This window comes from Collimonas fungivorans (genome assembly GCF_001584145.1).
Classification (GTDB): domain Bacteria; phylum Pseudomonadota; class Gammaproteobacteria; order Burkholderiales; family Burkholderiaceae_D; genus Collimonas; species Collimonas fungivorans.
In genome coordinates this window covers 2,687,346-2,701,023 of the sequence record NZ_CP013232.1, presented here as the reverse complement: position 1 = coordinate 2,701,023, position 13,678 = coordinate 2,687,346, and the positions used below count along the sequence as shown (strand labels likewise).

7 protein-coding genes are annotated in these 13,678 nt (G+C 60.7%); all 7 read right to left on the bottom strand.

Annotated elements, in window-relative coordinates:
- Positions 1-22: 22 nt before the first annotated feature.
- The 7 genes from CFter6_RS26005 to CFter6_RS26425 all read right to left on the bottom strand — a co-directional run bounded on the left by CFter6_RS26005 (position 23) and on the right by CFter6_RS26425 (position 13,676).
- Complete coding sequence (locus CFter6_RS26005) at positions 23-4,708, bottom strand: eCIS core domain-containing protein (RefSeq protein WP_061540063.1); 4,686 nt, start codon at positions 4,706-4,708, stop codon at positions 23-25.
- Between the two features lie 33 nt (positions 4,709-4,741).
- Positions 4,742-6,985: an ATP-binding protein gene (locus tag CFter6_RS11675; protein ID WP_061540062.1), complete on the bottom strand. Its 2,244-nt coding sequence runs from the start codon at positions 6,983-6,985 to the stop codon at positions 4,742-4,744.
- Positions 6,972-7,481 carry an aspartyl/asparaginyl beta-hydroxylase domain-containing protein gene (locus CFter6_RS11670; protein WP_061540061.1) on the bottom strand — a complete coding sequence of 170 codons (510 nt, stop codon included), beginning with the start codon at positions 7,479-7,481 and terminating at the stop codon, positions 6,972-6,974. Before CFter6_RS11670 ends, CFter6_RS11675 begins: the two co-directional genes overlap by 14 nt.
- Positions 7,482-7,506: 25 nt before the next feature.
- A complete protein-coding gene (locus CFter6_RS11665; protein ID WP_236904651.1) occupies positions 7,507-8,328 on the bottom strand; it encodes a hypothetical protein in 822 nt (273 codons plus the stop codon).
- Entirely contained in the window at positions 8,288-9,013 is a 726-nt protein-coding gene (locus tag CFter6_RS11660) for a hypothetical protein (protein WP_236904650.1), read from the bottom strand. Before CFter6_RS11660 ends, CFter6_RS11665 begins: the two co-directional genes overlap by 41 nt.
- A complete protein-coding gene (locus tag CFter6_RS11655; RefSeq protein WP_236904649.1) occupies positions 8,982-9,947 on the bottom strand; it encodes a hypothetical protein in 966 nt (321 codons plus the stop codon). Before CFter6_RS11655 ends, CFter6_RS11660 begins: the two co-directional genes overlap by 32 nt.
- Positions 9,948-10,034: 87 nt before the next feature.
- Positions 10,035-13,676: a hypothetical protein gene (locus tag CFter6_RS26425; protein WP_236904648.1), complete on the bottom strand. Its 3,642-nt coding sequence runs from the start codon at positions 13,674-13,676 to the stop codon at positions 10,035-10,037.
- Between the last annotated feature and the right edge of the window lie 2 nt (positions 13,677-13,678).

The following is a 13,678-nucleotide window of genomic DNA, read 5'->3' as shown; positions in this document are numbered from 1 at the left end:
ACCTGCGCCAGGAAGTCATGGATCAAAAAAACGGATAAAATTCGCCATCCAGCCAGAATCCGTCACCGTCCCCCATGTTCATCAGCATTTGCTCGTCAGGCTGTTGCGGCGTGAGATCCGAGGGGCCGAATTGATGATCGGCAGAGTCGTCGCGCTCAGCAATCTTGTTTTTCTTATGTACTTGCTCCGATTCCGGCCACCCGCCCGTATTTTGCGAAGCATCCGACGGCCGCTGCCCAAAAGCCGCCTCAAGCGAACGCTTGCCGCCGGACTGCGGCAGATCAAGATTGTCAAGTTCGCCTGGCTGGAAAAGATCGCCAAAATCCTCAAAATCACCGTGATGATCAAAGGCGCCGAGCCCATCGAAATCGGCCCCGCCGTTCGGCGGCTCGTTTTGTTGTTCCTGATCAGGCATTTCCCTCGTCTTGGCATAGGTATATATATAGCCGAGGTTTTTTCTTTGCGCGAATTGCAGATCGGTAGATACCAGGTTGTCGTTGCGATATTGCCAGCCTTGTTCATCGTCCAGCGTGCTGGTGGTGTAATGGCCGCCGTCTGCACGATTACCCCGGTGGTATATGACGGCCTGCAGCCGGTACTCGGAACCGTTCAAGGTGAAATTTTCCGGCATGTCGATTTCCCTGCGGTCTTTCTTCACCTGCCCTTCCTGGAACTTCCAGCGCACCAGCTGAAACGAAATTGCGTCCGGCGTTTCCGGCCCCAGGAAGGTCTTGCTGACGCCCGGTCCGCTGCGTACTTGTCCGGCATGCACCGCGGTCAATTGCTGGATGTTTTCCATCGCAAGGTAATTGTCCATCAGCTGTCCCAGGTTATCGCCCTCTCCCAGCGGTAACTTGATCATCCAGTCGGAAGATATTTTCGGCGGATAATAGCCCTCATCGTTGACGGCCGAGTATCCTGCCGGATCAAGCTGATCGAATATCTCTGCGCTCCCCGGGTCGATGCGCTTGTGAACCGTCTGTCCCAGCTGATAGCCGGGATCTTCTCCAATGCCGAAATAACCCAGTACATATTCCATGACTTCTGCCGGATCGCGCTGCGCGTTGAGCGCGGTTTCCACCGCAAACGCATTCGGCCCTTCCAGCAGCTGCGCATGATCCAGTGCGCTCAGCAGCGCCGCGATTTCCAGATACTGCACCTTTTGGCCGTTGCGGATCTTGTCCAGGATGGCCAGGATGTCAGCGCGCAGGCCGGCCTTGGGATCGTTCGGGCGTGGCTGGAACAATGCCGCCTGCGGCGAAAACGCCATGGTATTCAAGGCCGCCGCAAGATAACAGGTATTGCCGGCATTGACGATGCCGGTATCGCTGGCTTGCCCCAGCAGGAACGGGTTTTCTGTCACCACTTCATCTGTTTCCGCAAAACCCAGCTGCGCCGCCAGTTGCCGTTGCAGGTTGCGCTGGTCGGCAGGCGGCAGCGCGCTGAACGCTTTTTGCAAATCGAACTGGCTGCCGGTGGTCGCTTTCAGTTCAGCCATGTACCGTTCCAACCCCTGATTCAGCAGAGCTTTCATGGCCACGTAGCGTTGCCGCACCTGGTCCGCCTCGTCGCTGGGCTCCTTGTCCAGGGTGCGCCATGCCTGGCCCATGCCGATCAGATCCATGAAATCGTCGTATTGCGCCGATGCGTCCAGAACCGACGCCGCAAACGTCGGCAGGGTTTGTGCGGCGCCGCCGTAAAACACTTTGTCCATCCGCAAGCGATACGCCGCAGGCAAGCGGTGATAGGCCGCGTTTTCTATCGGCTGCAGCAGCGTTTTCGCCACCTGGACGAACTCTTCGCTGCCTATCGCGCTCAGGCGTCCCATGGTGAACTTGTCGGCGCCCAGCTGCTGATGCTTGGACAAGCTTTCGACCACGATGAAATTCTGGTAGCCCTGGCCCAGGTTCAGCTCGGCTGCCTTGTCCAGCGAAGCATTGGTGACGTCGACGATGGGAATGACGCCGGATTTTTCATCGCCGTTCTTGGCGAAATGCTCGAATACCGGTGCATAAGGGAGCTGGTCCGTTTTCGCCGCCAGGGTAGTGAGCACCGGATTCAGATCTGCGGCGATGACGGCTGGCTCGCCATCCTTGAATATGTCGCGCAGCATGTTGTCGAAATTGCCTTTGTCCAGATATCCCTGGCTCGAACGGTTTCGCGCCAGCAGAAGCAGGTTGACCTTATCGATCATGCCGTACTCAAAATAGCTGTAAAGATCGATGGTGTCGAGCTGCCCCTGAGGATCTATGCCATGCTTTTTTTCAGCCCATTTGCGCGCCAGGAGATGCGCACTGGCAATCGCCTGCATGCCGCTGTCCAGGTAAAAAGTATGAGTGTCCCTATATGCAGGATCGCTCTTGTCGGATGACACCGCAAGTTTCTTGCGCAGGTAACCGGGATAGGGATCCTGCGCCGGCAGCACGTCTGCACGCAAGGCTTCAAGCAGATAGCTGTATTCCATCAGGTTTTCAATCGTCGACGCCGATTTCAGGAAATCATTTTCTTGCTGCTGCAGTTTGCCATCCTTGTCGGCGGTCAATAGCACATGCGCCTTGACCAGGTTGCGCTGCAAACGAACCGCAATCCACTCGGCCAGGGCTGGCGGCCCCTTCACGCTTATCGTCTCGTGCATGACGTCTTGTGCATAACGCACGGCCGTCTTTAATGCTTCCACGTGCAGCGCCACGCTATCGGGCGACGATGGCGGCACGACCGACGGATCCGGCTTTTGAAACACGCCCTTCGGCGACTGCAACTTGTCCAGCGTAGAAAAAACCAGGTTCTTGAACAGCTCGGGCGGGGTCAATCCGGGCCATATCCGTACCGGACCGCCGACCGAAGACGCACTAGGATAGAGAAAGCCGAAACTGCCGCGATGGGTGACACGCGTCTGCAGCTCCTGTTCGGCAGCAACCTGGTTGAAGGTAGCGATAAACAGTTCGCGCCATTCCATCTCCGTCAGCTTGGCAGCCTCATTGGTATTGGGCGGATAAACCAACTCCATAATCAGGCTGGCATGCGCCTCCGACTGTATCGGGACAATCCGCAAGCCGGTTTTTTTATCATCGTATTTCCTGCGGATCTCCGCCGCCACCTCCGCTACCAGCCGGCTGCGGTCGGCCAGCAGAAGGTCGTGATAATTCTGCTCGCCGGCGAGAGCCAGCATATCTTCCGCAATCAGCGGCGCAAACTGTCCGCCGCTCACCTGTTCGTCCCAATTTTCGCCGGCGACGCCGCTGAACCTGGTGCCGGTTTGTACGGTCTTGTAGACATTCTGGATCAGCCCCAGCGCCCCGGTATGGCTGCCGATGCTGCTGGAATACATGGCATAGTTGGCGTCGCCGTCGGTATCGTGCGCGAACAGTTCCATGCCGTCGATATTGGAATACATGCTGCCGAGTTCCTTGACCGCCGCATGCAGAGGCCGGTTGATGACCTGGAAAGTCTGCTGGTCCGGCAGTGTCTTGCCCTGATCCTCATAGCGTTTTTTGGCATGCTCGCGCAGCAGGGCCGTATTTCCCTCCCGCAAAGGATCCAGGCTGGAGCGGTAATAATCGCCGTGTTCGACCGAACGGAAATCGCGCCCCAGATTATTCTGCGGCACAAAATTGGCCGTGTGTCCGAAGAACAGCTTCAGGGCGACAATCACATCCTCAGGCAAAGCCGGCTCCGACAAGATCAGGGGAATCATCCTGGCCAGCTTGATATCCGGGTTCATGGTCTTGTCTTTGTTTTTTTTCTCTGACCATTTTGCCAAATAGTCGAGCGTGGCCGCATTGCCGGCAAAAAAAGGCTTCGACTCTACCGGGACGTATTTCCCAAAAACGCCTTTGGCGGCATAATATTCCAGAGACACCTTATTTTCTTGCCCGGCATTCCATCTTTGAACAAATTCAGCTCTCTGCCCGACGCCCAGGCTTGCCACCAAGGTCGCGATCTTGCGATAAAGCGCAGCTTTCATGGCCTTAAAGGTCTCTGTATTCTGCGTAATCAAAGGAAAAGTCCGGCCTATGTTACGGGCGTTCGCCAGGGTCTGCGCCAGCACGGCAGCGTTTTTCGTGACATTGCTTTCTTCCATTTCACCCGAGGTTAATTCCTCGACGTAAGCAAAAGCATCGTCGGGCTGACGTTGCACCACGGCCGGCATCGTCCGGCCGGCACCGTGCTCGCGGCCATCGCCAGCCAGGCCGGCGCCGCTATGCCGCATGGCTTCCTGCCCCATCAGGTCCGCTTCGTGCTCCAAGCCGTCGTCGTCATTGAGCGCTATCCCGCTTTTCAGCTGCACGATCGGCCGCACTCTTCCGCTTGCCTGCTGCACCACGTGCCAGGCTTCGTGCGGCAGGTGACGCTCCTGCCCGGGAGCGAGATGAATCTCGTTCCCTTGGGCATAGGCCAGTGCTTGCATTTGCGCCGGCCGCGGCGAGTTGTAATGCACCCTGACCCGGTCCAGGCTGATGCCGGACAAGGCTTCGATGCCGCTTTTCAGCTTATCCGGCAAGCCGCTCTTGTTGGGCGGGTTGGGCGGCGCGGTGGCCAGTTGCACCACGCTTCTGTCGCGCCGCCGGAATGGACTGCCGGCATAGTGGAAATCCCCCATCTCGCTCAGTTCCTCGCCCTCCGGCGATGCTTCGTGGCGAAGTTGCAAATTTTCTTGCAGATCTGCTTGCGAGGCTTGCGGCACCGCTTGCGCACTCAGCTTCTGCATGGATCGCTGCCAATGGCGACGGGATGACGGCGACTAGTCATCATCGCCCCAGCTGAAATCGTTCAAGCTGAATACCTTGCCCAGCTTGTGATATTCCCGCTCGGTGGCTTGCAGCAGATGGGCCTGCGTCACCGCCTGTTGCTGCGCGGCTGCCAGGAACGCGGCGCTGACCGCGATGTTGTTGATGTTGCCGCCGCTGAGCGCGGCTTTTTCCGCCAGCAAAGGCAGGTCCAGGCCGGCGTCGAGAGGGGTTGCCGCCGGAAACGCGTTGCGCCATAACTGCAGGCGTTGTTCGGCGCCTGGGAACGGGTATTCGATCATGAACTTGAAACGCCGCGTAAACGCCTTGTCCATGTTTTTCAGCAGGTTGGTCGAAAGAATCACGATGCCGGGATAGGTCTCTATGCGCTGCAGCAGATAGCCGGTCTGCAGGTTGGCGTAGCGGTCGTGCGCATCCTTGGTTTCGGTACGCTTGGAAAACAGGCTTTCCGCTTCATCGAAAAACAATACGATATTCATCGCTTCAGCCTGGTCGAACAGCTGCGCCAGGTGCTTCTCGGTTTCGCCTATGTATTTGCTGACGATGTTGGCGAGGTCTATCTTGTAGAGGCCAAGGTTGAGTTCATTGGCGATGATCGAGGCGGCCATGGTCTTGCCGGTGCCGGACGGACCGTAAAACAGCACACAGAGATTCTTGCTGTTCTGGTTTTTTTCGTCGAAACCCCAGTTCTCTATTACCTGGTGGCGGTTTTGCGCATACTGCAAAACCTCCTGCAGCCAGCCCTTGGTTTTGGCGGGCAAGATGATGTCGTCAAAGCGATAGGCGCTTTTCACCTCTTGCGCGACACTTAGCTGTTCGCGGTGGCTTTGCTCGCGGCAGGCGTCAAGCAGCAGTTCCCGGTCGCTCTCGGCATCGGGATTGAGCAGGCGGCGGCTGGCGGCCTCTTTCAGCGCCATCAGGATCTGCTGCTCGGTAAACAGATAACTGTTTACCAGCTGCGCCAGCTCCGGCTCAGCAGGATGAAACCCCGAGGCCGGCAGATGGCGCTGCCAGATGCGCCGCCGCAGCTGGGTATCGGGGGTTTTGCTCTTGATCAGCGCCGGGATCACCGGATGGTTGCCATATTGATGCGCCAGGTCGCTCAGGCGCCGGGCCGGGCCGTTCAGCGCGGCCAGGTAGCGCTGGCTGTCGAACAAGGTGCTGCAGACCTCGTCCAGCAGATCGTCGGCGCTGTCCTGCGCGCTCAGCCACTGGCAATGGACCAGCACCAGCACCCGGTTGCACAACAGCGCATCGCGGCACAGCAGGCGCAAGCGCGTCGCCAGCGCGGCCCGGTTTTTCTGGCCGTTGAGATAAGCCTGCCAGACAGCTTTGCCGTCCAGCCGCACGCAGCGCATGCCGATTTGCCTGAAGCTGGCGGCGCACAGGCTTTCCTGCAGGGACAGGTCGGGACCTTGCAGATGCAGCATGAAGCTGGAATGCCCGTCGTCCGCCGTGGCGGCGCGGGCAATGAAGCTGGACAGCTGTTGCTTCACCACTTCTTCCACCAGGTGTTGATCCAGCTCCAGCCGGCCATCGATATCGTGCAGCGGCTGTTCCAGGCGCAGCTGCGGCGCGGCGCGCGCGAGCAGGTAGGACGCGATGGCGGCGTTCAAGCGATAACCGCCGCTCAGCGCGCCAAGGCGGCTGCCGCCGGCCAGTTCGACCAGGTCCCACTGACGCAAGGCGGCATTGCTCATCAGGCTCTGCTGCATGTCGATGCGATCCGCAAGGGCGCCGCCCAGCATGACTGCGGCGCTGGCCAGAGGTGTGAAACCCTGGCCGTCGTCGGCGGCGTCCGGATCGCTGCTGACCGCCTGCAAGATGGCGTGGTAGCGCTGGTCCAATTCAGCCAGGAAGGCGCACAGCAATAACTCCTGGTCACGCTGGCTGAGCTGGAACAGCAGCGCCAGGTGCACCCAGGGCAAAAATACCTGGGAACGGATGCTTGCCGCGCTGCGCCGGACCAGCCGGTCCCAGCGGCGCTGCAGGGCTGATCCCAGCTGCGCTAGCTGTTGCGTCAGCTGTTGCTGCAGCTGGCCGGAAGGAGTTTGCCGGCGACTGGCTTGGCGGTACAGCGCCGCCAGCCGGTCGTCCGTTTCCGTCTGATCGAATGACGGTCCCTCTGCGAGCTGGCGCAGCAGCAAGGCGCGCTCAATCATGCCGTCGCCAATCTGGCGCAGCTCTTGCAGCAGTTCCTGGTTATCGGCGTAAGCAGCGGTGTCAGCTTGGTTCATCGGCCTGCGCTCCTTCCGGCTTGGCGAAATCCAGCAGCAGCACCAGCCGTTCCGAACTGCCGCGGTTCCAGGCTTCATGTTCAACTGTGTCGTCGAAAATCAGGCATTCTCCCGGAATCCAGCGCCGTACCTGCGCGCCAACGCGGATGCCGCAATCCTCGCCGGCGCGCAAACCGAGATGCAGGCGCAACACCTGGCCGCTGTAGCCGACATGAGGCGAAATTTCGGTACCGGCGGCCAGCCGCGAAAAACCCGCATGCGACAGCCCCGGAACCTGTTGCAGCAAGGTCGCGGTGTGCGGACAGAAGATGCAATTTTCCAGCAGCGGCTGCTGTTCCACATATAGCCCATAGACTTCCCAGCCTTGGTTATACAGCTGCTTTTCCGGCCAGGCGTCGAACTCCTGCCCTGGCAAAGCCAGGCATTCCGCCAGGATCGCTTGCCAGTGGCGGCTCAGCAGCTGGGTAAAGGCAAATTGGCTTGGGGCGAAAAACATGATGTCATTCCTCCGGTTGGCGGGATTACCAGAACAGGCGCCACTGGCCGTCCAGCCAGGCGCCGTGGCCTTGCAGCGTGATGCGGTATTGCCCGTCCTGTACCGGCAGGCCGCGCGCCTGGTGATAATAGTCCCCGGAATGGACGAACAAACCGCCGGCCTGGTAGGCAACCAGGCGGCTGGCGCAGTCTTGCAGCAATTGCATCTGCTGCCGGCCGCCAAGATCGGCGATGTCGGCCAGGCGCAGCGGCCAGATCTTCATGCCGGCGCCCTCCTTCGGCAAAGATAGCGCCAGGGTAAACGACAAGGTCGGCAGCGGCGCGCCAGCCACTGCGGCTGGCAGCCCAAGCGCCAGGTGCGCCGTATCGACATGGATCGGATTGCCGGGAAAACCATGGCCGTCGCGCCGCTGGAACCACGCGCCGTGCAGGATATCGTGTTCGTCGCGGGCGGTGAAATCGGCATGGCCGCCGAAAATATGGAAGCCCGGCAGCGCAGCGTCCGCCAGGAAATCGACGGGCTGCCCCAGTTGTTCTTGCAGGCCGGCCAGCAAGGCTCGATATACGTCGCCGAAATTTTCAAGCAGGAACGGATTGTATTGCCGCGCCAGGCGCAGGTATGGCTTGGCCGGATTGCCGGTGATGTCGTAGTAGTTGGTCGCGCCCAGTGTGTGGAACGGCAGATGCGGATGGCGCGGCAGCCAGAAGGCATCGAGATTGAGCAAGCGCTGGACGATGTCGTCGGCTGCGGCCTGGCTGAACAGGCGCAGATGAAATTCCGGATGGAGGGCGGCGGTCGGCACGGTCTTACCAATACAGCAGGATTCGCTGGCCAAGCCGTACGCCATGGCCTTGCAGCGTGATGCGTTCAAGATCGCCGTCGCACCTGAGTACAGCCTGGTGCGTCGCCAGGCCGCTGTGCACCACCAGCTGCCCGCTGCGGTAGGGATGGAAATCGGGAGCGGCGGCTGCGGCGCCAGCGCTCCAGATATTCAACCCGCTGCCCTCCGGCGTGCTGAGCGGCAGGGTGAAACTGAACATGTCGTCCTCGCCGATCGCCTGGCCGGGAAAGACATCCCGGTACTGCAGGTCGCGATGGACGCTGGCGACCGGCAGGCTGAACGCCGGATGCGGCAGGTAGATGTGAAAACCGGGCCACGCTGCGCCGTCCGTCATGCTGGCCGGGGCCCCGAAATGATCGCCCAGCCGCGTCGCCAGTGCTTGCAGCAGCGGGCCGAAATGGCTTTCCAGCATGCGGTTGTTCCGGCTGCGCAGCGCCACGTCATGGTAGGCGCTGCCTGCGCTGCAATCCAGGTACGCCGCCAGGCCCAGCGTAAAGAATGGCGCCTCCGCGTGCCGCCGGCGCCAGTGGCGCCGCAGCAGCAGCGTGCGCAGCACCCAGTCTTCGCATTCGGCTTCATCCAGCAAGTCGAAGGTTGCCAGCTGGGTGCTGTCGGCGGCCGCTAGCACGGCCGGTCCGCCGAAGATCGCCGGCCTCGCTTCATAGGTCGCCGCGAGTGCCGTCGCCGACAATGCGCACCAGCGCCCGCGTCAGCAGGCGCCGTTCATTGTTGCTGAACTGCTTGTCCAGCACCTGCTGCATGTTGTCGATGAACAAGCCGATGTTGCGGTTGATCAGCGACAGGTCGCGCCGGTTGGCGTCGTTGTCGTTAATCTGCACCAGCGCCCGCACGCCGGCTTCGATCAGGCCGTTTTGCTGAGCGCTGAATGTATGGCCGCTGAGCTTGCCGAAGCTGGCGATCAATTCTTGCAGGACTTGCGGATCGACGGTGTTGTCGCTCTTCTGTCCCTGCGGCGCCGCCGAGCAGACGATCTTTTGCAGGCGCCCGAGGAACTGCTGGCGGTCCTGCTCGCTGCTGCTTTGGCTGACGCTGTCGCCGAGGATATGCGCCAGGTCGTGCACCCGGCTGTCGATCGCCTGTTGTGCCGACAGCAACATGCTGCCTTGCACCTTGCCTGATTGCAGTTCGTCGCGCAGCGTGTTCATGGCTTGCTTCATGATGCTGGCCTGCTGGCCGGCCGGCACACCCGCCTGCCCCTGCGCGCTGTCCAGGTCGGGGATCCAGTAAAACTCGACTTGCGGCGCCTGGCCGATTTCAGGGTTCCAGGTCAGCCGCAGGTTCCAGGTTTCGCCCTTGCGTACCGGCATGGTAAACGAGCCGGGCATGGGAATCAGGATCGTGCTCGCGCCCTTTTTTCCATTCGGTATGGTATAGCTGTATGCCAGCCCGGTGGCATAGACAAAGCTGGTGTTGCTGCCGCCGTTGTCGACGGTAAAGCCTTCCAGGGTGCCGAGGTAATTGGCGCTGAAGGTCGGCTGGCCGACTGTCGCCATGACAAAACCGTCGCTGGTTGCAACCTGGGTGAAGCTGGTGCCGCCATCGACCAGGTCGGACTGGTTATACGCGGTGCGTGTGCCGAAACTGCCGTTTACAATGGTATTCATGATCATTCCTTATAGGTGAACATCGATAAGAATTGCGACTGCTTGCGACTGCAAAAAAGCGGATTGCGGGCGGCCGCCCGCCCTGACCTAACTCCCGTCGGCGTCTCCCGAACCGTCGCCGACCAGGCGCACCAGCGCCCGCGTCAGCAGCCGCCGCTCGTTGGCAACGAACTGGATCTGCAGCACCTGCTGTACGTTGTCGAGGAACAGGTTGATGTTGTTCTTGATCAGGTTCAGGTCGTGGCGGTTGGCCGGGCTGTCGTTGATCTGCACCAGTGCTTTTACCCCGGCAGCCAGCAAGCCGCGCTGCGACGGGTTGAAAACATGCCCTGTGACGCTACCGAAAGTGTCGATCAAGGCCTGCACATCTTGTTCAAAACCGGGCTGTGCCGATGCTTGCGCCGCAGCACCCGGCCCGCAAACGATCTTTTGCAGGTCGCGGATGAATTGCCCCCTGTCTTCCGGCTTGCTGCTCATGCGGGTTGCATCGCCAAATACCTGGGTCAGGTCGTCGACCCGGTGCTGGATGGCTTCCTGCACGGTGGCGCGCACGCTGCTGCCGATGCGGCCCGCAGCCAGGTCGTCACGCAAGCGCTGCAAAGATGCCGCCATGCCGCCCCCGGCCAGCGTAGCTGGCGCCGGTCGCTCAGCTTCTTCCAGGGTGCCGGGCGCCGGCCCTAGCGGCACCCAGTAGAACTCGACCTGCGGCGCACCGCCAAAATCGACATTCCAGGTCAAGGTAAGGGTCCAGGTCTCGCCCTGTTTTACCGGCATGTTGAAAGAGCCCGGCACCGGAATGTAATATACCGCTGCCTTCTTTTTCCCCTCCGGCACGACATATTGATAAGCAAGCCCCGTCGCATACATGAAGCTGGTCTGGTTACCGCTGCTGTCTCTGGTAGCGCCGGACAGGCAGCCGCAGTAATTGACTGCCCAGGTCGGCTGGCCGACCGTAGCCACAACATAGCCGTCGGTGGCAGCCACCTGCAGGAAGAAAGTGCCGCCCTCGGTCAGGTCCGACTGGTCATAGGCTGCCCGGGTGCCGATGATCTGCACGCTGCCGTCGCTGTTGATCCTGGTGCCGGCCGCCTTCAGCGCCGCTCCCTCCAGGCTGGCGCCGCGCACCGTCTTGGCGCTGACGATGTCACCGCTGGCGTGGATGTTGCCGGCTGTTTCGAGCTGGTACGGCGCAATGCTCGCACCCACCGTGACGTTGGTTTTGCTCACTGTCAGCAGCGAGGAACCGCTTTCGCCCACATCCAGCAGCTTGTCGGCGCTGCCATCGCCCGCCACCGTGATGCTTTTGCTGGCGGTCAGGGTCTGCACATGCAAGTCCTTGATATCCACGGTGCTGCCGCCCAAATAGACGTTGCCGTTGACCTGCAGCGCGTACTGGCTCTGGATTTCCTCGGGGCGGCAATTGATGGCCACCGTGTTGGGCGTGTCGACCATGTTGTTGGTAGCGACGATCATCGCCGGCGGAATGTCCAGGCTGCCGGACGGCAGCACGCCGTTGTCGTTCTTGGCGGCGATGTAGGCCAGCAGCGAGGGCGTCACCACATAAGCCGACACCGCGGCCGGAAAGCTTCCTGTCAGCTTGCCCTTGCCGTCCGGCAGAATCAGCGTCAGTTCGGTCTGGCTGATGACCGACTGCACGAACATAGTCTGCGGCAGCGACGAGGATGGCGGAATGATCAAGGTATCGCCTTCCTTGTATCCGCTGAAATCCGTCTTGTCGCCGGTCACTTGCACGCCTTTGGTGGTGATCGTGCCTACGCCGTCCTGGACCGGACCGCCGCCCGATTGGTATTTGTATGGAGAGGCGCTGACGTCGACCGCAAACGCCGTCTTCAGGGTCAGCGCGGTAGCACTGGCGACAGCAGCGACGGCGCTGTTCTGGCTGATGCTGGTCTTGGGCTCGAAACGGCCGATGATGATTTTGCCGCCGACAACCGTGGTGCTCTTGAAATTGCTGGCCTGGCCGGTGACGATGCTGCCGTCGCTGCTGATCTGCCCTTGCCCGGATTTCCTGTCGGCGCCGGGCGCCTGGTAGCTGTAGGCTGAATCCAGCACCGCAAGCGGCAGTTGTTCCTGCAGCCGCAGCTGGGTGTCGCTGAGGATTTCCGCGATGATGCCGACCTGCTCGATCAACATGCCGACGGTAATTGTGTCGCCGACCGTGATTTCATCCTGGAACGCCGTTTGATAACCTTGCAAGACATTATTGCTGATGGCAGTGATCTGTCCCTTGCCGATGAAAGACTGGCCGCCGCCGACGCTGAGCGAGGCCAGCGGTTTCTTGTCGCGGATGCCGACATTGCCGTCGGTGTAATACAGGTTGCTGGTCGGGGTGCCGATGGTCTCCCGGACCCAGTAGCTAAGGATAGGCAACCCTTGCAGCTTGGAGCCGTTGCCTTCGAAACTCTGAGCCTGGATGGCGCCGCTGGCTATCATCGAGCCGGTCTGGATCTGGCCCTGCACTTTCAGGTCGTCGGCCTGGATTTTGCCGTTGACGTCGAGCGCCGCCGCAGGGCTGCGGTCGGTCAAGGCGATGCCGACCTTGCGGTCGGCGGTGATCACCAGCGCATTCGGACCGCTGGCGGCCAGGCCGGCGCTGGTGGCGGCCTGCATGCCAAGGCCGACCGTGCCGTCGATATTGATGCGCAAAAGGCTGCTGTCGCTGCTGATGGCGAAGCGCGCCAGCGTCGAACGCACATAGGTGTAGCTGATGCTTTGCAGGACCGGATTGAATGCCGTGTCCACCGTCACTTGCAGGCTGCCCGGGTTAATGCTGACGATAGTGCGCCGCTGGGCTATGCCAAAGCTGGTCTGGCCGTTGTTCATGGTGATTACCGGCGGATCCGAGATCAGCACGTCGCCGACCTGGAAATACGGCGCCAGCGTCTTGGATAAAGTCACCAGCGAGCCGTCTGAAGACAATACCCCAGGGCCCTTGAAGGTAATGGCGTCGACCTGCAGGTTGGCCAGCGGCTGGTCGGCGCCGACGCCGAGGTTGTTGCGGGTGGTCAGCAGTCCCATGAACTGGCTGCGCGGCGCATCCACCTCCAGGTAAGCCTGGTCGCCGCTGCTTTCCTTTTTTGCACTGATGCTGGGATAACCGTCGCCGTCCGCGTTGCCAAGGAAACCGGCGAGCGCATCCGGCAAGTTGATGCGGTGGACGCCGGCGCCTTCGGTGACAAAATTCAAGGCGCCCAGGGTCGAACCGACATAGCGCCGCTCGATATTGCCCGAGCGATAAGTCAGCTGGTTGATGGCGCCCTGGGTGGTGAAGCTGATCACGGCCAGCAGGATGTTCATGGCCGGCTGCTGCAGGTTGCGCACATACTGGATCAGCGGCTGCTCCACGATCCGCTTGTAGCCGGCGACGCCGGTCTCGTCGCTGTAATCGGCATACACCTGGTTGTAGCTGATGCTGAGGAAATAGGTCGCTCCCGCTACCACATTGTCCAACCTGACTATCTGCGGCTGCAGCAGGATGATCTGGCGACCCAGGCCGTCGATCGCCATGCCCGGACTGACCTCGACCTGGCTGGCGCTGCTCTCGGCGTCCCAGAACACTTCAAGTCCGGTGGCGATGCCGCAGATATACAGGCTTTGGTTGTTGAAACTCTGGATATCCATGTGGTACTGCTGCTCGCAAGCGAAATCGGCGGTCAGCAGGGCTTCGCCGGCGAAATAATTTGGACGTTGAATCAATGAACTGCTCATGG

What these genes read in the sequence shown, in the direction of transcription:
- CFter6_RS26005 (WP_061540063.1), bottom strand. Translation starts at nt 4,708, where the DNA reads ATGCAGAAGCTGAGTGCGCAAGCGGTGCCGCAAGCCTCGCAAGCAGAT.
- CFter6_RS11675 (WP_061540062.1), bottom strand. Translation starts at nt 6,985, where the DNA reads ATGAACCAAGCTGACACCGCTGCTTACGCCGATAACCAGGAACTGCTG.
- CFter6_RS11670 (WP_061540061.1), bottom strand. Translation starts at nt 7,481, where the DNA reads ATGTTTTTCGCCCCAAGCCAATTTGCCTTTACCCAGCTGCTGAGCCGC.
- CFter6_RS11665 (WP_236904651.1), bottom strand. Translation starts at nt 8,328, where the DNA reads ATGGCGTACGGCTTGGCCAGCGAATCCTGCTGTATTGGTAAGACCGTG.
- CFter6_RS11655 (WP_236904649.1), bottom strand. Translation starts at nt 9,947, where the DNA reads ATGAATACCATTGTAAACGGCAGTTTCGGCACACGCACCGCGTATAAC.
- CFter6_RS26425 (WP_236904648.1), bottom strand. Translation starts at nt 13,676, where the DNA reads ATGAGCAGTTCATTGATTCAACGTCCAAATTATTTCGCCGGCGAAGCC.